This window comes from Pelagovum pacificum (genome assembly GCF_016134045.1).
GTDB lineage: Bacteria > Pseudomonadota > Alphaproteobacteria > Rhodobacterales > Rhodobacteraceae > Oceanicola > Oceanicola pacificus_A.
Genome location: NZ_CP065915.1, coordinates 1,340,901 through 1,358,312, shown reverse-complemented (window position 1 = coordinate 1,358,312; position 17,412 = coordinate 1,340,901). Strand labels below are relative to the sequence as shown.

18 protein-coding genes and 1 tRNA gene are annotated in these 17,412 nt (G+C 67.7%); 7 read left to right on the top strand and 12 right to left on the bottom strand.

The genetic code is table 11. The features are described 5' to 3' along the window. Position 1 precedes the first annotated feature (1 nt). The 3 genes from I8N54_RS06795 to I8N54_RS06785 are packed head-to-tail and all read right to left on the bottom strand — an operon-like array spanning position 2 to position 3,058. The gene (locus I8N54_RS06795; RefSeq protein WP_140193277.1) at positions 2-1,291 is read right to left on the bottom strand and encodes a D-tagatose-bisphosphate aldolase, class II, non-catalytic subunit; all 1,290 of its coding nucleotides are present in this window, start codon (positions 1,289-1,291) and stop codon (positions 2-4) included. Between the two features lie 55 nt (positions 1,292-1,346). Continuing rightward, positions 1,347-2,282 (bottom strand): N-acetylglucosamine kinase, encoded by a 936-nt coding sequence (locus I8N54_RS06790; protein WP_197097477.1) that lies wholly within the window; start codon positions 2,280-2,282, stop codon positions 1,347-1,349. Further along, positions 2,279-3,058 carry a DeoR/GlpR family DNA-binding transcription regulator gene (locus I8N54_RS06785; protein WP_140193279.1) on the bottom strand — a complete coding sequence of 260 codons (780 nt, stop codon included), beginning with the start codon at positions 3,056-3,058 and terminating at the stop codon, positions 2,279-2,281. The genes I8N54_RS06790 and I8N54_RS06785 overlap by 4 nt, the downstream gene beginning before the upstream one ends. Positions 3,059-3,221: 163 nt before the next feature. On the opposite strand from I8N54_RS06785, the gene I8N54_RS06780 reads away from it, so the two are divergent. Both I8N54_RS06780 and bmt read left to right on the top strand, forming a co-directional pair. Then, positions 3,222-5,111 carry a phosphatidylglycerol lysyltransferase domain-containing protein gene (locus tag I8N54_RS06780; RefSeq protein ID WP_140193280.1) on the top strand — a complete coding sequence of 630 codons (1,890 nt, stop codon included), beginning with the start codon at positions 3,222-3,224 and terminating at the stop codon, positions 5,109-5,111. Next, complete coding sequence (gene bmt / locus I8N54_RS06775) at positions 5,108-6,130, top strand: betaine--homocysteine S-methyltransferase (protein ID WP_140193281.1); 1,023 nt, start codon at positions 5,108-5,110, stop codon at positions 6,128-6,130. Before I8N54_RS06780 ends, bmt begins: the two co-directional genes overlap by 4 nt. Before the next feature lie 378 nt (positions 6,131-6,508). On the opposite strand, the gene I8N54_RS06770 is transcribed toward bmt, so the two are convergent. Continuing rightward, the gene (locus I8N54_RS06770; RefSeq protein WP_140193282.1) at positions 6,509-7,591 is read right to left on the bottom strand and encodes a PA0069 family radical SAM protein; all 1,083 of its coding nucleotides are present in this window, start codon (positions 7,589-7,591) and stop codon (positions 6,509-6,511) included. A gap of 169 nt (positions 7,592-7,760) precedes the next feature. Between I8N54_RS06770 and I8N54_RS06765 the strand changes: the two genes are divergently transcribed. Further along, positions 7,761-8,468 (top strand): corrinoid protein, encoded by a 708-nt coding sequence (locus I8N54_RS06765; protein ID WP_140193283.1) that lies wholly within the window; start codon positions 7,761-7,763, stop codon positions 8,466-8,468. Between the two features lie 6 nt (positions 8,469-8,474). Further along, positions 8,475-9,107 carry a DUF1638 domain-containing protein gene (locus I8N54_RS06760; protein ID WP_140193284.1) on the top strand — a complete coding sequence of 211 codons (633 nt, stop codon included), beginning with the start codon at positions 8,475-8,477 and terminating at the stop codon, positions 9,105-9,107. On the opposite strand, the gene I8N54_RS06755 is transcribed toward I8N54_RS06760, so the two are convergent. Continuing rightward, positions 9,104-9,535, bottom strand: a complete 432-nt coding sequence (locus I8N54_RS06755) for a SufE family protein (protein ID WP_140193285.1) — start codon at positions 9,533-9,535, stop codon at positions 9,104-9,106. The two genes, I8N54_RS06760 and I8N54_RS06755, sit on opposite strands and share 4 nt — an antisense overlap. Positions 9,536-9,661: 126 nt before the next feature. On the opposite strand from I8N54_RS06755, the gene I8N54_RS06750 reads away from it, so the two are divergent. Continuing rightward, positions 9,662-10,144 carry a lipoprotein gene (locus tag I8N54_RS06750; RefSeq protein WP_140193286.1) on the top strand — a complete coding sequence of 161 codons (483 nt, stop codon included), beginning with the start codon at positions 9,662-9,664 and terminating at the stop codon, positions 10,142-10,144. A gap of 3 nt (positions 10,145-10,147) precedes the next feature. Here I8N54_RS06750 and rnd read toward each other — a convergent pair whose 3' ends face one another. The 3 genes from rnd to purM all read right to left on the bottom strand — a co-directional run bounded on the left by rnd (position 10,148) and on the right by purM (position 13,008). Next, on the bottom strand, positions 10,148-11,308 hold the full coding sequence (gene rnd, locus I8N54_RS06745) for a ribonuclease D (RefSeq protein WP_140193287.1): 1,161 nt from the start codon (positions 11,306-11,308) through the stop codon (positions 10,148-10,150). Between the two features lie 69 nt (positions 11,309-11,377). Continuing rightward, positions 11,378-11,968: a phosphoribosylglycinamide formyltransferase gene (gene purN, locus I8N54_RS06740; protein ID WP_140193288.1), complete on the bottom strand. Its 591-nt coding sequence runs from the start codon at positions 11,966-11,968 to the stop codon at positions 11,378-11,380. Beyond that, on the bottom strand, positions 11,965-13,008 hold the full coding sequence (purM, locus tag I8N54_RS06735; RefSeq protein WP_140193289.1) for a phosphoribosylformylglycinamidine cyclo-ligase: 1,044 nt from the start codon (positions 13,006-13,008) through the stop codon (positions 11,965-11,967). The genes purN and purM overlap by 4 nt, the downstream gene beginning before the upstream one ends. Positions 13,009-13,178: 170 nt before the next feature. Between purM and I8N54_RS06730 the strand changes: the two genes are divergently transcribed. Continuing rightward, positions 13,179-13,454 carry a hypothetical protein gene (locus I8N54_RS06730; RefSeq protein ID WP_140193290.1) on the top strand — a complete coding sequence of 92 codons (276 nt, stop codon included), beginning with the start codon at positions 13,179-13,181 and terminating at the stop codon, positions 13,452-13,454. Between the two features lie 34 nt (positions 13,455-13,488). After that, a tRNA-Ile gene (locus I8N54_RS06725) sits at positions 13,489-13,564 on the top strand. Between the two features lie 135 nt (positions 13,565-13,699). Here the strand turns inward: I8N54_RS06725 and I8N54_RS06720 are convergent. Genes I8N54_RS06720 through I8N54_RS06705 form a run of 4 tightly spaced genes read right to left on the bottom strand, consistent with a single transcriptional unit; the run spans position 13,700 to position 17,409 of the window. Further along, entirely contained in the window at positions 13,700-14,935 is a 1,236-nt protein-coding gene (locus tag I8N54_RS06720; RefSeq protein WP_197097478.1) for an NtaA/DmoA family FMN-dependent monooxygenase, read from the bottom strand. After that, the gene (locus tag I8N54_RS06715) at positions 14,932-15,918 is read right to left on the bottom strand and encodes an ABC transporter substrate-binding protein (RefSeq protein WP_140193292.1); all 987 of its coding nucleotides are present in this window, start codon (positions 15,916-15,918) and stop codon (positions 14,932-14,934) included. Before I8N54_RS06715 ends, I8N54_RS06720 begins: the two co-directional genes overlap by 4 nt. Further along, on the bottom strand, positions 15,915-16,655 hold the full coding sequence (locus I8N54_RS06710; RefSeq protein ID WP_140193293.1) for an ABC transporter ATP-binding protein: 741 nt from the start codon (positions 16,653-16,655) through the stop codon (positions 15,915-15,917). Before I8N54_RS06710 ends, I8N54_RS06715 begins: the two co-directional genes overlap by 4 nt. Then, positions 16,642-17,409, bottom strand: a complete 768-nt coding sequence (locus I8N54_RS06705) for an ABC transporter permease (protein WP_140193294.1) — start codon at positions 17,407-17,409, stop codon at positions 16,642-16,644. Before I8N54_RS06705 ends, I8N54_RS06710 begins: the two co-directional genes overlap by 14 nt. Positions 17,410-17,412 lie beyond the last annotated feature (3 nt).

Here is a 17,412-nt window from a genome sequence, read left to right as displayed (position 1 = left end):
GTCAGCTCTCCCGTTCGCAGGCGGCGGCATACCCCGCCAGCGCCACCTTGACCGACGCCCGAAGCAGGGGCCGCGCCCGCGCGTCAAGCCGGTCGGCCGCCACGTCGTCATAGAGCCGCGGCAGGTACTGGCTGATCAGCGTTTCGGGAATTTCGACCCCCTCCAGCGCTGCCATCAGAGCCTCGACCGCCGCAGTCGCCTCGGGCCGGGTCCAGTAGTAGCGGATACGGTCGGAATAGCTGAAATGGCGCTGCAGCCGCAGCTCCGTCAGCCCGCCGTGATAGTAGGCCAGCCAGTGATCCGGCACGCTCAGCATCAGCGTTTCCATCGCGTCGGGCAGCGTCCCGGGGCGGTAGTCCTCGGACAGGTGCCCGGCAATCGCGTCGAGCCCGTAGAGCGCCTCGCGCAGCGCGAAGGTCAGGCCCGGCCCCACCTTCAGGATCGCGAAGCCTCCGTCGACCAGCGCGGCCAGCGCTTCGGGAGTCTGGTAGTCGGTCGAATGGGCCTCGAATAGGACCCCGCCCTGCCCGCGCCGCCAGTCGACCAGCGCCCGGGCCTCGGCAGGCACGAAGGGCACCACGTTGGCATGGCCAAATTCGACCCCCGGCTGGACCACGATCGCCACGATCCGCCCGACCGCATCGTCGAGCCCCGCCGCCCGGAACGCCGCCTCGTGCAGCTCCAGCGTCCTTGCGGCATCGTCAGGGCTGGTTACTTCGAGCGTGTCGATCTCTTCCAGCGCGCCACCGGGCACCGGCACCTCGGTCCCGACGATGTAAAGGGGCGGCGGATGCCCGCCCTCCGCCGCGCCGGCTTCAGCCGCGCGGGCGAGCCTTGCAGCGCGCTCTGCCATAACCTCGTCGGGCAATGGAACCGGATCGTCGGCGCAGGCCATTGACGCGTCGAGGTGGATCTTGCCGAACCCCGCGGCCGCGTAGGCGGCTGCCAGCACCTCGGCCTTGTCCATCGCTTCCGCCGCGGGCCTTGATTTCCACGGGTTCGGGCCGAGGTGATCGCCCCCGAACAGGATGTTCGACTCCGCGAAACCGACCTGCCCCGCGATGCCGAGCACAAAGTTCCGGAAATCCGCAGGCGTCATTCCGGTATAGCCGCCGTCCTGGTTCACCTGGTTGCAGGTCGCTTCGATACAGACGACCTCACCGGTCTCGAGCCCCAGCTCGAGCGTGGCGGCAATGACCTCCGGATGGGCCGAACAGACGGACGTCAGCCCGGCAGCCTGCCCCGCATCCTGCGCCGGCACCAGTGCGGCAAGGGTTTCTAGTGCGCTCATATTCCGTTCCCTTCTGGCCCGCTCGCAGGCGCCGTCGCATCGTGCGAGGCACCGCTCATGCCGGCCCGGTTTCCTTGAGTCGTTCGTCCAGATCCCGCGCGACCGTCGCACGCCAGGCGTCGTCGATGTCCCAGCCCGCGCGCTCCGCCGCCCAGGCGAGCCCGCCTGCCAGTGGCGAGGTGCGCCGTGCCTCGGGCGGTCCGATCCGCTCCGTCACCGCGCCCAGCACCGTCTCGCTGGCGAAGACCGAGCCGCCGGCGGTCCAGCCCCAGTCGCTGAGCCCCGCGCGCCGCGCCGCTGTTTCGGCCAGCGTGGCCAGGTCTTCCGCGGCGTCGCGCAGCAATCCGATCGCGACGTGTTCACCCGCCTGCGCCAGCCCGTCCACCACCCGTGCGACACCCGCCACGGCAGAGCGCGGATGCGCCGCCTCGACGGTCCAGGCGAGCAGTGCGAAGTGCCCCTCACCAACGCCGATCGCCTCCGACAGCCGACCCGCGAACCCGGTCGAGCTGGCCCATCCGTCGATCTCGCGGCTTGCCAGCGACAGGGCGCGGCGGCCGATGTCGAAGGCGCTGCCCTCATCGCCGAACGTGTTGCCCCAGCCGCCGGTCCGCACGATGCCCGCGTTGCCCTCGGCCATCGCCATGGAGCCGGTCCCGGCCAGCAACAGCACGCCGCCGCCTACGGGATAGGCTGCGCGCAGCGCGAGGGCCACGTCGTTCACCACGAGGTCGCCTGGCCGGCACTGAGCCACGACCGTATCTGCGGCGGTATCGAGCGTGGCGACTTCCCCGTAACCCGGCAGGCCGAGAACCGCCGACTCTGCGCCGGCGAGATCAGCCAGGGCCGCCCGCAACGTCCCTTCCCATGCCGGGTTGTCCTGCGCGTTGCATCCCGCCCGCACGGGTCCGATCCGCACTTTGCCATCGCGCGCGGCAAGCGCCACTTGCGTCTTGGTCCCCCCGCCGTCGAGCACACCGCACCAGCTCACACCTGAACTCCCAGCGGCACCGCCGTGACCCGGCAGCCCTGCGCCGAGAGCCGCTCCCGCTGCGACGCCGACAGCCCGTCGTCGGTCAGAAGCCGCTGTTTTCCATTGAGTTTCATGACCGAATAGGTCTGCCGACAGCCGAACTTGCTGGAATCCGCGAGAACCGTCACCTGCCCTGATCGCTCCGCCATCCGGGCGTTCAGCTGAGCCTCGTCCGCATCGTAGCTGGTGATCCAACCGTCGTCCGACACGGCGCTCGCGCCAAGCACGACGTGATCGAACCACAGCCCGGCGATCATCGATTCTGCCAGCGCGCCGACCATCGACATGTTCTCTGCCCGGACGCGCCCGCCAAGAAGGTTAAGCTCCACCCCGGCGACCTGCGACAGCTCCGATGCGACGACGATCCCGTTGGTGAACACGATCAGCGGCCGCGGGCTGAGCCGCAGCGCACGGGCCAGTTGCAGAACTGTCGTCCCGGCATCAAGGAACACCGAAGACCCCGGCGTGAGGTCCCGCAGGCACTCGGCCGCGATCGCCCGCTTCGCGTCGATCTGCGACCCTTCGCGCTGACCGAAGGCGACTTCCTGAAGGGCGGTCTGTGCGATCCGGGCGAAGCCATGTTCGCGCGCGATGGTGCCGGCGGCCTCCATCTCTGTCAGGTCCCGGCGAATGGTCGGCATCGAGACGTTGAAGGCCGCGGCGAGGTCCTGAACCCGCGCCGTCCCGTTACGGAACAGATAGTCCCGGATGGCCTTGATACGATCATTCGACATGAAGACTCGCTCGCGTTTCGATCAATCCTGCGATCGAATATGATCGAAATCAAGAGCGCATTTACCTTGGCCCTCGAAACCCGGGGTGCCTTAACCGCCGGTTCATCGCGCCTGGTCTAGCAAGAGCCCGCTCCGCTCGGGGCGGGTGACGTTGGATGGGTGAATGACGATAAACCGAAGCGCCGGTCTTCGACCGGGCGCACGACAGCTGGCCGGGCCCTTGATCGGCCTGGCGCTCGGCGCTGTTCTGTTGCGACAGTTGCAGGGCGTCGACCTGGCAGACCTGCTGGCGGCGCTACAGCAGACCGGTATCGGACAATTGTGCGGCGCCCTGCTCGCGACAGCCGTCAGCCTCGTTGCACTCGGGGCCTATGATGTCGAAATCCACGCGACGCTCGGCAGCGACGTCGGACGCGGCCGCGCGCGGCGCGCAGGCTGGCGCGCGGTCGCGATCGGACAGGTGACCGGTTTCGGAACATTGGTCGGCGCGATGGTGCGCTGGCGTCTGTTACCGGACACGAGTCCGGCGCGGACTCTGCATGTCTCGACCCTCGTCAGCCTCAGCTTCATGGTCGCGCTCTTGCCGCTCGCGCTGATCGCCTGCCTGCTCTGGCTGCCCGGCATTGCCCCGCCCCTTGCCCTGCTGACGGCTGCACTGTCGATCCTCGCCGCTGTGCCTGCGGGACTGCGCAAGTTGCGCGATCACCCACGGGCCCGCAAGTTTCTCGGACGACTCGACGGGCCACGGTTCGCGCGGCTGCAACTCTGGACGGCGCTCGACGTCGGCGCGGCGGCTCTGGCGTTGTGGTTCGTTATCACCGCCGACGGCATCCCTCTCGGCCCGGTCTTCGCCGCGTATCTCGTCGCGCTCGGCGCGGGGCTGCTGACGAACATGCCGGGCGGACTCGGCGCCTTCGAATTGGCGCTTCTGGCGCTCCTGCCCGATATTCCGCAGGCGGACCTTTTGGCCGGGATCCTGCTCTTCCGCGCCCTTTACCATGCCCTGCCTGCCATGTTCGCAATGCGCGCCGTCATGCGCGGCGGCCGACCTGCCGTGCGCTCCGCCGGGGCGCTGCGAACCGAGCAGTTGATCTCGGCCGCGCCCTGCGCCGAGTGGGGGCTCGCCCGCCAGGGGGCTCTCCTGTACGAACTCCACCCCGGCAGCGCGATCTGTACGCAGACCGCGCCGGGCATCCTCGCGGTTATCGGACGGTCGCTCGGCAAGATGCCACTGCGGGCCCTGGCCGACCTCGCGCTGCAGGACGGCCGGCGACCGGTCCTCTACAAATGCGACGCACGAACTGCCGCCGATGCCCGCCGTGCCGGCTGGACCGTTATGCGCCTCGCGAAGGAAGGAAGGCTCGATCCGTCGCGACACTCGACCGTCGGCAGCGCCTGCCGGCAACTGCGTCGCAAGCTGCGGCAGGCCGACGCGGCGGGTGTCGTCTGCAGGACACCTGTCACGCTGCCGCTGGCCGAGATGGCCGATGTCGCGGCGGAGTGGGCCGCGCAACACGGCGGAGAGCGCGGCTTTTCAATGGGGCGCTTTGAACCCGGATACGTCGCGAGACAGGAGGTCGTGATCGCCCGCGACGAAACCGGACAACTGCTCGGGTTCGTGACCTTCCACGCGGCGCCCTGTGGCTGGACGCTCGATCTCATGCGGCACCGCGCCGACATTCCGCCGGGCACCATGACCGCACTCGTCCACACGGCGATCCTCGCGGCGAAAGCGGCAGGATGCACCCGGCTGTCGCTCGCCGCGGTTCCGGACCTGCCGGAAAACCTCCGCGGCTGGAAAGTCCTGAAGGCCGCCGGCCTGACCCGCTTCAAGGCGACCTTCGCCCCGTCGTGGACTGCACGCTACATCGCCGTGAGACGCCCGTGGGACTTGCCCTTCGCACTCTGCTCAGTCGCGTGGCAGGTGCATGTCGGCAGCGGCAGGGACAGCCTGGCCGACGCGGCCGGGGCGGAGACGCGCGATTTAGAGTTTGATCTGCCCGGCGCGGCGTGGCAGCAGACGGCGATCTCTCCGTGGAGTCCTTCCAGATGACGAACGCTCTCTCCGAACTCCTTGCCGACCGCGACTGGCTGCTTGCCGACGGTGCGACCGGAACGAACCTCTTCAACATGGGACTGATGTCCGGCGACGCGCCCGAGCTGTGGAACGTCGAGCATCCGGACCGCATCCGCACGCTCTACAAGGGTCCGGTCGATGCCGGCTCCGACCTGTTCCTGACCAACACGTTCGGCGGCAACGCGTCGCGCCTCAAGCTGCACGAGGCGCAGGGCCGCGTCGGCGAACTGAACCGTGCGGGTGCGGAGCTGGGCCGCGAAATCGCCGACGCATCGGGTCGCAAGGTCGTCGTCGCGGGCTCAGTCGGGCCGACGGGTGAGATCATGATGCCGATGGGCAGCCTAACCCATGAGCTCGCGGTCGAGATGTTCCACGAACAGGCCGAGGCGCTGAAGGAGGGCGGCGTCGATGTCCTCTGGCTCGAGACGATCTCGGCGCCCGAGGAATACAAGGCCGCCGCCGAAGCCTTTGCATTGGCGGACATGCCCTGGGTCGGAACGATGAGCTTCGACACGGCCGGGCGCACCATGATGGGCCTGACGTCCGGGGCCTTCGCCAAGATGGTCGGCAAGCTGGCGAACCCGCCGCTCGCCTTCGGGGCGAACTGCGGTGTCGGGGCGTCCGACCTGCTGCGCACGGTGCTCGGCCTCGCCGCGGCAGGTGCAGATCAGCCGCTGATCGCCAAGGGCAATGCCGGCATCCCGAAGTACGTGGACGGTCACATCCACTACAACGGCACCCCCGAACTCATGGGCCAGTACGCGGTGATGGCGCGGAACGCAGGTGCGACGATCATCGGTGGATGTTGCGGCACGACGCCCGAGCACCTTGTTTCGATGCGCGCGGCACTCGAAGCGTCCGAGAAGAACGCCGCCCCGACTCTGGACGAAATCACGGGAGCACTCGGGGAGTTCTCTTCGGCCTCGGACGGTATGGACGGCAACGCGCCGGTCGCGCCCGAGCGGCGGGGCCGCCGCCGCGGACGCGCCTCCTGAAGACGAACCCGCGTCGTCAGGCTATGTCGTCATCAGGCTATGTCAGCGACGCGGGTAAGATTCCGGTAAAGGTCAGTGTGCGGGACGATGCTCGCAAAGGTCAGTGACTAAGGAAAATGCCGGCGTTCCCTGCGAGTCGCCCGCGACCCCGTGTGAGCCGAAGCATGTCTGGTGCTGGGCGACGCCGACGCGCCAAGTCTTTCCCGTCAGCGCCCGAACCAAATGCCGGACTTCTGACGCGATCCCCATGCCGTGAACGGCGCCTTGGCCGCGACCGCCGCAGCAGATCTTGCGCAATCAACTGATCCTGATCCATGCCTCAGGTGTCATCGCCTGAGGCGCAGCCCCTACCTCAACACGCCGGGCCGGCCCTGAGGGTCAGAACAGCGACAACTGATCCCCCGGACGGGGTGGCACCCGAAACAGGTCGTTACGCAGGTTCGGCAGGGTCTCGGACAATCCGTGGCGGCGGATTGCGGTCAGGAACCGCGCGCGCAGAAGGTCCGCCCATGGCCCCTGCCCCCGCATCCGCTTGCCGAACTCGGGATCGTAGTCGCGACCGCCATGCAGCTCTCTCACCCGGCCCATGATCCGGGTCGCGCGGTCGGGAAACGCCTCTTCCACCCACTCGCGGAACAGGCCGGCGACCTCGCGCGGCAGGCGCAGGACGATGGCGGAGGCCGCGACGGCGCCGGCCGCGGCCCCGGCTTCGATGATCTTCTCCAACTCGTGGTCGGTGAGCGCCGGCACCACTGGAGAGGCCATCACGCGCACCGGAACACCCGCCGTAGAGAGCCGCTCGATCGACGCCAACCGACGGGCTGGCGACGGGACTCGTGGCTCCATCGCGCGGGCGATCGCCGGGTCGAGGGTCGTCACCGAAATGCCGACGCTGGCGAGCCCCTCCGCCGCCATTTCACGCAGCAGGTCGATGTCCCGCTCGATAAGCGTGCCCTTGGTGACGATCGTCACCGGGTGGCGGAACTCCAGCAGTACCTCGAGCACCTTGCGCATCACGCCGCGCTGCTTCTCGACCGGCTGGTAGGCGTCGGTGTTGGTCCCGATGGCGAGCGGCGCGGGCGTGTAGCCGGGCTTCGACAGCTCTCGGGCCAGCACCTCCGCGATGCCCGGGCGCGCGACGAGGCGCGTTTCGAAGTCGAGGCCCGGCGACAGGCCGAGGTACGCATGGCTCGGCCGGGCGAAGCAATAGATGCAGCCATGCTCGCACCCCCGGTAGGGGTTGAGTGAGCGGTCGAAGTGGACATCGGGTGAGGTGTTCCGCGTGATCGCACGCCGTGGCCGCTCGACCGACACCTCGGTGCGCAGCGGCGGCAATTCTTCGTCCCGGCCCCAGCCGTCATCGACCGCTTCGGCCACGAACCGCTCGAACCGGTTGGTGGCGTTGCTGACGGACGCACGGCCGCGGCGGCGCGACTCGGGGATGGGATCGTTGGCGGACATAAGACAGAAGATGAGAACGAAACATGAACAAGTCAATTGGCGATTGCCGCACGCCCGAACCGGACAGATGATCGACAGGTCGCTACCAACGCAGCGCATGTCGGAAACCGCATAGTGACTTTCCCGACGTCATGCGAAGCCGGGATAAAGCCCCTCGGGAGGTCCAGACATGGCCGATGAAGACGACGAGATCATTCTCTCTGAACTTGATGACGAAGAGCTTGTCGCGCAGATGTTCGACGATCTCTACGACGGTCTCAGGGAAGAGATCGAGGAAGGCGTGAACATCCTGCTCGAGCGCGGATGGGCGCCCTATCGGGTCCTGACCGAAGCGCTGGTCGGCGGCATGACGATCGTCGGAAACGACTTCCGGGACGGTATCCTCTTCGTGCCCGAGGTCCTGCTCGCCGCGAACGCGATGAAGGGGGGCATGTTCATCCTGAAGCCGCTGCTGGCGGAAACGGGCGCGCCCCGCGTCGGCAAGATGGTGATCGGCACCGTGAAGGGCGACATCCACGACATCGGCAAGAACCTCGTCTCGATGATGATGGAAGGCGCCGGGTTCGAAGTCGTCGACCTCGGCATCAACAACGCGGTCGAGAAATACCTCGAAGCGCTGGAGACCGAGCAGCCCGATATCCTCGGCATGTCGGCCCTGCTGACGACCACGATGCCCTACATGAAGGTCGTGATCGACACGATGAAGGAACAGGGCATCCGCGACGACTATATCGTGCTGGTCGGCGGCGCCCCCCTGAACGAGGAATTCGGCAAGGCCATCGGCGCCGACGCCTATTGTCGTGACGCGGCCGTGGCGGTGCAGACGGCGAAGGATTTCGTCGCGCGCAAGCACAACCAGGGTGTGGCGCGGGCCTGAGTGGCCATGCTGCCGAGCGATGACACGCTGACACGACACGGCCTGCCCGCAGAGGGCGCGGGCCGTGTCCTTGTGCTCGCCTGCGGGGCGCTGGCCCGCGAGATTCTGGAGCTGAAGCGGCTGAACGGCTGGGATCACCTCGTCCTGCAATGCCTGCCTGCGATCCTGCACAATTCACCCGACCGGATCGCGCCGGCGGTGGAGGCCGAAATCACGAAGGCCGACGGCAGCTATGACCGCATCCTCGTGGCCTATGGAGATTGCGGGACGGGCGGCGCGTTGCAGGCCGTCTGCGACCGGACCGGGGCGGAGATGATCGCCTCCCCCCATTGCTATGCCTTCTTCGAAGGAACCGACGCGTTCGTGGCGCGGGACGAGATCACGGCCTTCTACCTCACCGACTTCCTCGCCCGGCAGTTCGACGCCTTCGTCTGGCGGCCGCTCGGCCTCGACCGGCATCCTGAGCTGCGGGACATGTATTTCGGCAATTACGACCGGCTGGTCTACCTCGCCCAGTCCGACGATGCTGCGCTGACGGCGAAGGCGGAAGAAGCGGCGCAAAGGCTGGGCCTCGCCTTCGAGCGGCGCCGCACGGGCTACGGAGAGCTGGCCGAGGCGCTGGAGCGCGTGGCGGTCTAGCCGGCGGACTTCGCGGCGTGGGCGAGCTTGCCGATCCGCTCCACCATCGCGCGCAATCCGTTGGAGCGCTGCGCGGACAGGTGATCGTTAAGCCCCAGCCGTTCGAATTCGGCGCGGGCGTCGACCTCGCCAACCTCGGATACCGACAGTCCGTCATAGAGCGCGTGCAGCACGGCGATCAGGCCGCGCACGATCATCGCGTCGCTCTCGCCGCGGAAGTGGAAGGTCGCGTCGGGCCCGGTGCCGTCGATCATCGGGACGAGCCAGACCTGGCTTGCGCAGCCCTCGACCTTGGTGGCCGGGACCTTCAGCGCGTCTTCGAGCGGGTCCATGTCCTTGCCGAGCTCGATCACATGGCGATAGCGCTCTTCCCAGTCGTCGAGGAACTCGAACGTCTCCGCAATCTCTTCGAATGCCGCCTGTGCCATGTGATGCTCCCGCTGCCGGTGTTGCGCCACTTATGCAAGGCAGGCGGCGTCGTCCAGTGGATGCTTCCCCCGAGGACGGTTCTCGGCTACCGATGGTCCCACGTGAAACGACCAGGCAAAGCCCCAATGCGCCGTATCTTTCTGTTGATCTGCCTCGCCCTGACCGTGACCGGATGTGCCCGCATCGCGCAGAGCAACCTGAACCCGATGAACTGGTTCGGTAGCTCGACGGTGGTGCGAAGCGACCCGATCGTGCGGCAGCGCCAGCCGCTGATCGCGCAGGCTCCGGTGGCCTACGCCGATCCCCGCCCTCTGGTGCTGGAAGTGACGGAGCTTGAGGTCGAGCGGACGGCCTATGGCGCGCTTGTCCGGGCGACGGGGATGACCCGGGCGGACGGCTACTACAACGTCCAGCTGACCGAGGAAGGCTACGAGGGTGGCACGCTGGTTTACGCGTTCCGGGCGTCCCCGGCCCCTGCCCCGCAACAGCCGGGTACGCCGCAGACGCGACGGGTGACGGTCGCGCGGGATCTCAGCGCGCGGGACCTCGCCGGGGTCAGCGCGATCCGCGTCGTCGCTGCCGGAAATGCCCGCGTCACCAGCCGCTAAAGGTCAGAGTTCGACGATCACCACGTCGTTCTTGCGGGCGGCGAGGCCGATCGTCCCCTCGCAGAGCCGCAGCGCATCATCGCCGAACACCTGCTTGCGCCACCCGCGCAGCGCTTGCACGTCGCGCATCCCGCCCGCGATCTCGTCCAGTTCGGACGACGTCGCGATCAGCTTCTGGGCGACGCCCTCCTGCTCGGCCTTGGCCTTGAGCAGGACGCGCAGCAGGTCGGCGAGCGCGGGGTTCACCACGAGCCGGTCGCGCGACTTGTCGGGGCGCGGCATGTCCTCGGGGTCGGCCTCCTGACCAGCCTTGATGGCGGCGAGGATCCCGTCGGCGATCTCGCCCTTGCGGGCTTCGCGCAGCAGCAGGCGTGAACGGCCGAGGTCGGCGATCGACTGCGGCTTGGTCGAGGCGAGCTCGACCAGCGCGTCGTCCTTGAACACCCTGCTGCGGGGGATGTTGCGGGACTGGGCGTGCGCCTCGCGGAAGCGGGCGAGTTCCTTGACGATCGACAGGAACCGGGCGGACTGGGTGCGGGTCTTCACCCGCTGCCACGCTTCCTCCGGCACGACGTGGTAGGTGGCCGGGTCCTTCAGGACGGCCATCTCCTCGGTCAGCCACTTGTTGCGGCCGGACTTGTCGAGTTGTGCCTTCAGGTGCTCGTAGATCACCCGCAGGTGCGTCACGTCGGCCAGCGCATAGCGTTTCTGCGCGTCCGACAACGGGCGGCGCGACCAGTCGGTGAAGCGCGACGATTTATCGAGCGACTCACGCGCGATCTTTCGGACGAGTGTCTCGTAACCGACCTGCTCGCCGAAGCCGCAGACCATCGCCGCGACTTGCGTGTCGAACAGCGGGTCCGGGATCATCTTACCGTCGTTGAAGAAGATTTCGAGGTCCTGCCGCGCGGCGTGGAAGACCTTGACCACGCCATGATCGGCAAAGAGCGCGTAGAGCGGCGCCAGGTCCATGCTGTCGCCCGCGATCGGATCGACGAGCACCGCGTTCTCATCCCCCTCGCCCGGATAGGCGAGCTGGATCAGGCAGAGGTGGGGATAATAGGTCCGCTCACGCAGGAATTCCGTGTCGACGGTCACGTAAGGGTGCTTGGCAGCCTCCGTGCAGAAGGCGGCGAGGTCGTCGGTCGTCGTGATCGTCTTCATGTTCACCTGCGGCGAATGTCAGACTTTGCTCTTATGACAGGCTCGGGCGGATTGAAAGGGCCGCCCCGGTTACAGGTCGACGCGGTCCGTCTTGCCATCGAGGAAGCGGCGCAACACGAGCGGATAGAGCTTGTGTTCCAGGACCAGCACCCGCGCGGCGAGACTGTCCGGCGTATCGGTCGACTGTATGGAAAGCGACGCCTGTCCGAGGACCGGGCCCGCGTCCAGTTCCGGAATGACGACATGTACCGAACAACCGTGTACCTCGTCCCCTGCCGCGATCGCCCGCTCGTGCGTATGGAGGCCGGTGTATTTCGGCAGCAACGAGGGGTGGATGTTCAGCATCCGGTCGCGCCAGCGCTCCACGAAGGAGCTGCCGAGCACTCGCATGAAGCCGGCGAGACAGACGATGTCGATGCGATGATCTTCGAGCGTTGCGTGAAGAACATCCTCGAACGCCTTGCGATCCTTGCCGAAAGGCCGGTGGTCGATTGCTATTGTCGGGACACCGCGCGCCGCCGCGCGACGCAGGCCGCCAGCGTCCGGGTTGTTCGACAGAACCAGCGCCGCCTCGCCCGGGTGGTCCCCCTCCATCGAGGCGAGCAGCGCCTCCATGTTCGACCCCCCGCCCGAGACGAGGATCGCGACGCGCCTCTTCACAGCAGGCTGCCCTCGTAGGTGACGCCCTCGCCGGCGGCGATGCGGCCGATGGTGAAGACCGTCTCGCCCGACGCGGTGAGCTGCGCGGCGATGTCCTCTGCCCGGTCGGCGGAGACCACGGCGACCATGCCGATCCCGGCGTTGAAGGTCTTGAGCAGTTCGCTCTCGGCCAGGCCGCCCGTTTCGGCCAGCCAGCGGAAGACCGGCGGCAGGCTCCAGCTGTTCAGGTCGATAGACGCGCCGAGCCCCTCGGGCAGCACGCGCGGCAGGTTCTCCGTCAGGCCGCCGCCCGTGATGTGGGCGAGCGCATGAACTCCGCCCGCGCGCACGGCATCGAGCACGGGGCGGACATAGATGCGCGTCGGCGCAAGCAGCGCCTCGCCCAGCGTATCATCCGCAAAGGGCGCCGCGTCGGTCCAGCCGAGGCCGGCCATCTCCGCCACGCGCCGCACCAGTGAATAGCCGTTGGAATGCACGCCGTCCGAGGCGAGGCCGAGCAGGACGTCGCCCTCCGCCACGCCGGCGGGAAGGTCGGAGCCACGCTCCATCGCGCCGACCGCGAAGCCGGCCAGGTCGAAGTCGCCGGCCGGATACATGCCCGGCATCTCCGCGGTCTCTCCCCCGATCAGCGCGGCACCGGCCGTGCGGCAACCGGCGGCGATTCCCTCGACGACCTTGGCCGCATCGTCGACCGAGAGTTTGCCAGTGGCGAAATAATCAAGGAAGAACAGAGGCTCAGCGCCCTGACAGACGAGATCGTTGACGCACATCGCGACGAGGTCGATGCCCACGCCACCGGTGATCCCGGTGTCGATGGCGATCCGGAGCTTGGTGCCCACTCCGTCGGTTGCCGCGACGAGGATCGGGTCGGAATAGCCTGCCGCCTTGAGGTCGAACAGCGCGCCGAAACCGCCGAGCCCGGCCATCGTTCCAGGCCGTTCGGTGGCTTTCGCCGCCGGCTTGATCCGCTCGACAAGCGCGTTCCCGGCATCGATGTCGACGCCAGCCTCGGCATAGCTCAGGCCGTTCCGTTCGGTCATGGCGCACTCCCCGCAATCGCTGCGCGCGCGATACCCGATCACCGCGCCGCTGGCAACGCGCCCCGACCACCCCGGGAGGTGTGACACGGACATGACAGCACGCGGAATTGACGAGCCCTGAGGAACTTCTGCCGAATTCATGGTGTTGGGTGTGCGAAAGTGGGGACACCATGAAACGCATCGCATCGATTCTCTTCCTGACCGCCATCGCTGCCCCTGCCCTCGCGGCGGATGAAGTGCTGACGCCGGTCGGAGCAGCGCCGGTTGCGATGGACGGCCTCTGGGTCGATCCGCCGACGGACTACGACCCGAACGAACCGGTCGATATCCGCGCGCTGGTCGAGATGGATGGCAATCCCGACACGCTCACCGACGAAGAGGCCGAGATGCTGGCCTTTCTCGAACAGGTGATGATGACCTCCCCCATCGAGACGCCGCAGCCTTGACCGTGATCGCGGCTCTGCTACGGAATACGTGGTCGGGCCTGTAGCTCAATGGTTAGAGCAGAGCGCTCATAACGCTTAGGTTGGGGGTTCGAGTCCCTCCGGGCCTACCAAAATTCCGGCGTCTGATCTCATTGGTCGAGCCCCTGCTCTACGCAAAGGCGCACGCGGTCATCGGGACCAATTCGGACCTCCAAAACACTGACATCCGCCACCAGCCGCCCCGCCCGGACGCTTTCTCCGGGCGTTCACCGTCGAGTGCGGTCAGGTGCCCGGACCAGTTCAAGAACTTCCCCCACAGCCCCTATGCCGGACGGCAAAACGGGTGGCATTACGTTGAACCCGTCCGCCGCACCGGCGGCGATCCACTGCCGCATGGTGCGGGCGATGTGATCCCCGGTGCCGACCAGCAACAGATGACCGCGCCCGGCGGCGAACCGCGCCAGCATCTGGCGGAGTGTGAGGTCGTTGCGGTTCGCCTCCATGAGCAGGATGCCAGCGCGCGAGTTGCTGAAGCGGTTGTCCGACAGATCTGCAGGGGTAAATGGCACTGCCGCGTCGAGGTCGAGATCCGACAGCGACAACCCGAGAAACCGTTCGAGCTTCGGGATGGCGTGGGCGAGGCTTACGTGGCGCGTGAGCGATGCGAGTGCGGCCTCGGCCTCCTCCTCGGTGTCGGCGACGAACGGGACGACGCCCGGCAGGATTGCGACGCTGTCGGGATCGCGCCCGGCCTGCGCCACCAGCGATCTCGCACGGGTCCGGAAGGCGACAGCTTCATCCATGTCGGATTGCACGGTGAAGATCTGGTCGGCATGGCGCGCGGCGAATTCGAGCCCCCGGGCCGAGGATCCGGCCTGGGCAAGCAGCGGCAGGCCCCAAGGCTCGGGCGACAGGTTGACGTTGCCCCGAATGGTGCCGAACCGCCCTTCGGCCTCGACGAGCGGCGGCGGTGTATCCAGCCAATGTCCACTTGTCTGGTTCGCGATCCGCGCGACACCGTCCCATCCGGACCACAGCGCGCGCACCGCCTGCACGACCTCTTCGGCTAGAGCGTAGCGGTCTTCCGTGCCCGGCATGTCCGGCCAGCCGAAGTTCGCGGCCTCCTGCGGATAGGAGGACGTCACGATATTCCAGCCCGCCCGGCCTTCCGTCAGGTGCTGCAACGACAGGATGCGCCGCGCGAGGTGCCAGGGGTGGTTGAAGCTGGTCGACGCCGTGCCGATCAACTTCAGCCGGCGGGTCACACCCGACACCGCCGCCAACACCATGAACGGATCGAGCGCCTCCGATGGGTGGTCCTGGGGCCGGTCCTGCAGGCAGAGGATGTCACCGAGGAACAGGCCGTCGAAGCCGGCGTCCTCGGCCTGCCGTGCACAATCGATCCAGTGCGACAGCTCGAGTGGCGCCGTCGGGCTCATGCCCGGAAGGCGCCATGCCGCCTCGTGGCTGCCGAAACCGAAGACGACGGCATTCAGGATCATTCGTCCATCCAGCCCTGGTCGTACCAGTCCGACACATCGCCGGGCCATTCGAGCGTCTCGCCGCCCGGTCCCGTCAGCACGCCGCTGTCGAACAGGAACCGCGCCATCGCCGCGAGGCGGTCGCCATCGATCCCTCCGACCGGTTGGTCTGCGGCATCGAGGTAGCCGCCCTCGACGATCGCCTGCATCGAGCCGCGGACGAGCTCCGCGTTCGGGAAGTCACCCGCGCCGATCAGGATATCCGCGGCCTCTTCGGGATGATCTGCCGCCCATTCGTAACCGTCCTGCGTCGCGGACAGGAACCGCGCCACGACGTCCGGGTTTTCGGCGAGGTAATCGGTGCGCGAGCCGATGTAGCCGTTCTGCTGGTCCGGGATGCCGTAGTCGGCGTAGGCGAAGGACGATTGCTCGCGCCCGAGCAGTTCGCTGTTCACGCCCTCCCACGTGGCCACTTCGAGCGTGAAGTCGACGCGCCCCGTGGCGAGCGCCTCGTAGGCGCCGGTGCCGAGCGTGACGGTGTCATAGTCGGGCGTGCCGCCGTCGGTCTCGATCATCGTGGAGATCAGCGCATCCTCCCACGCGCTGCCGAACCCTGCGTAGGTCTTTCCTTCGAGGTCGGCGGGGCGTGCGATCTCCGCGTTGTCGCTCTGGTAGACGAGCCGCCCGGTCTCGTGCTGCATCGTCACCCAGAGCGCGGTGATGTCGGCCCCGGTGGCACGGGCGGTCATGAAGCCGAGTGAGGTCATGTAGGCGAAGTCCGCCGCGCCCGAGGCGAGCAGCGCGCTCGACGCGGTGTCGGAATAGGGCAGGATTTCCACGTCGAGGCCCGCGTCGTCGTAGAGGCCGCGCTCTTCGGCGACGATCAGGCCGACGTGGTTCGAGTTCAGCGTCCAGTCGAGCGCGATGGACACGTCATGAAGGTCCTGCGCGGCGATCGCCGTCGGCAGGGTCAGGCAGGTGGCGAAAAGGGTCGCGTATCTCATGTGGTCTCCTCCAGCAGTCTGGTTCTGAGCGAGGTCCGGATCTCGGCCAGCGCGGCTTCGGTCCGTTTCCCGCGAGGGGTGTCGATCGGGATGTCGGCGGTGATCCGGCCGGGCCTTGCGCCCATGACGAGGATCCGGTCGGCCATCTGCGTCGCCTCGTGCAGGTCGTGGGTCACCATGAGGATCCCCCTCGGCCGCTCGACGAGACGGGCGGCGAGCCAGTCCTGCATGGTCAGGCGCGTGACGGCATCGAGCGCAGAGAACGGCTCGTCGAGCAGGACGAAGCGGCTTTCCTGAACGATGGTGCGCAGGAAGGCCGCGCGCTGCCGCATCCCGCCGGACAGGGCAGCCGGAAAGGCGTCCTCGGTCCCGTCGAGCCCGAATGACGCGAGCAGCGGCATGATCGTCCTGCGTGCCTCGGTGCGGGGCATGCCCCTGACCGAAAGGCCCAGCGCGGCGTTCTCGGCGATGGTGAGCCAGGGCAGCAACGCATCCTGCTGCGGCTGGTAGGCGATGGCCCGGTCGGGCGGCCTCACCGGCGCGCCGTCGAGCGTCGCCTGCCCCTCGGCGGCGAGCGTGGGCGCCAGAACCCCCGCCAACCATTTGACGACCGATGTCTTGCCGCATCCCGACGGTCCGATCAGGCAGGTGAGCCGCTCCTCCGCCACCTCGAAGGAGACGTCGCTGACGACCGACTGGTCGCCGGACCGTATGGTCAGACCGTCAACCCGCAGCATCGGCGGGTCCCCTGAATCGTCGCCCCGTCACCCGGTCGGCCAGTTGCAGCAGGCCGAGCAGGAGAAGGGTCAGCGCGGCCGATACGACCACGGCGGCCAGCACGAGGTCGGCGCGGAAGTTGTTCTTCGCGGCGAGGATGTAGATCCCCAGCCCACGTCGCGCGCCGGCGTATTCGGCGAAGATCGTCGCCACGATGGCATAGGTCGCCGAAATCCGGAGCCCAGCGAGGAACGCGCCCCGTGCGGCGGGCAGCGTGGCCCGGCGGAAGATCGCGACGCGGCCTGCATCCATCGACCGGAGCAGGTCGAGATAGGCCTGCGGCACCGCGGCGTAGCCCGACAGCAGGCTGACCAGCATCGGGAAGAACGTGACGAGTATCACCAGCAGCACCTTGGGCAGCAGGCCGAAGCCGAACCAGAGGATCATCAGCGGCGCGAGGGCGACGATCGGAATCGTCTGGCTGGCAACGAAGAGGGGCATGAGCCCTCTCCGCACCCACGGGACGAAGTGCAGCACGACCGACGTCGCAAAGGCGAACCCGACCGAGAGGGTGAAGCCGAGGGTCGCGACACCGAGCGTCGCAAGAACGTGGGGCGCGATCGCCGCGCGCTCCAGCCAGAGCACGTGGGCGATACCGCTAGGCGATGGCAGGATCATCGGCTCGACCCCGGCAAGGCGGCAGTACCCCTCCCATCCAAGGAGCAGGGCAAGCGCGAGGAGCGCCGTGGGGTATGAATAGCTCAGGATGCGCATTGG

What these genes read in the sequence shown, in the direction of transcription:
- I8N54_RS06795 (WP_140193277.1), bottom strand. Translation starts at nt 1,291, where the DNA reads ATGAGCGCACTAGAAACCCTTGCCGCACTGGTGCCGGCGCAGGATGCG.
- I8N54_RS06785 (WP_140193279.1), bottom strand. Translation starts at nt 3,058, where the DNA reads ATGTCGAATGATCGTATCAAGGCCATCCGGGACTATCTGTTCCGTAAC.
- I8N54_RS06780 (WP_140193280.1), top strand. Translation starts at nt 3,222, where the DNA reads ATGACGATAAACCGAAGCGCCGGTCTTCGACCGGGCGCACGACAGCTG.
- bmt (WP_140193281.1), top strand. Translation starts at nt 5,108, where the DNA reads ATGACGAACGCTCTCTCCGAACTCCTTGCCGACCGCGACTGGCTGCTT.
- I8N54_RS06770 (WP_140193282.1), bottom strand. Translation starts at nt 7,591, where the DNA reads ATGTCCGCCAACGATCCCATCCCCGAGTCGCGCCGCCGCGGCCGTGCG.
- I8N54_RS06765 (WP_140193283.1), top strand. Translation starts at nt 7,761, where the DNA reads ATGGCCGATGAAGACGACGAGATCATTCTCTCTGAACTTGATGACGAA.
- I8N54_RS06760 (WP_140193284.1), top strand. Translation starts at nt 8,475, where the DNA reads ATGCTGCCGAGCGATGACACGCTGACACGACACGGCCTGCCCGCAGAG.
- I8N54_RS06755 (WP_140193285.1), bottom strand. Translation starts at nt 9,535, where the DNA reads ATGGCACAGGCGGCATTCGAAGAGATTGCGGAGACGTTCGAGTTCCTC.
- I8N54_RS06750 (WP_140193286.1), top strand. Translation starts at nt 9,662, where the DNA reads ATGCGCCGTATCTTTCTGTTGATCTGCCTCGCCCTGACCGTGACCGGA.
- rnd (WP_140193287.1), bottom strand. Translation starts at nt 11,308, where the DNA reads ATGAAGACGATCACGACGACCGACGACCTCGCCGCCTTCTGCACGGAG.
- purM (WP_140193289.1), bottom strand. Translation starts at nt 13,008, where the DNA reads ATGACCGAACGGAACGGCCTGAGCTATGCCGAGGCTGGCGTCGACATC.
- I8N54_RS06730 (WP_140193290.1), top strand. Translation starts at nt 13,179, where the DNA reads ATGAAACGCATCGCATCGATTCTCTTCCTGACCGCCATCGCTGCCCCT.
- I8N54_RS06720 (WP_197097478.1), bottom strand. Translation starts at nt 14,935, where the DNA reads ATGATCCTGAATGCCGTCGTCTTCGGTTTCGGCAGCCACGAGGCGGCA.
- I8N54_RS06715 (WP_140193292.1), bottom strand. Translation starts at nt 15,918, where the DNA reads ATGAGATACGCGACCCTTTTCGCCACCTGCCTGACCCTGCCGACGGCG.
- I8N54_RS06710 (WP_140193293.1), bottom strand. Translation starts at nt 16,655, where the DNA reads ATGCTGCGGGTTGACGGTCTGACCATACGGTCCGGCGACCAGTCGGTC.
- I8N54_RS06705 (WP_140193294.1), bottom strand. Translation starts at nt 17,409, where the DNA reads ATGCGCATCCTGAGCTATTCATACCCCACGGCGCTCCTCGCGCTTGCC.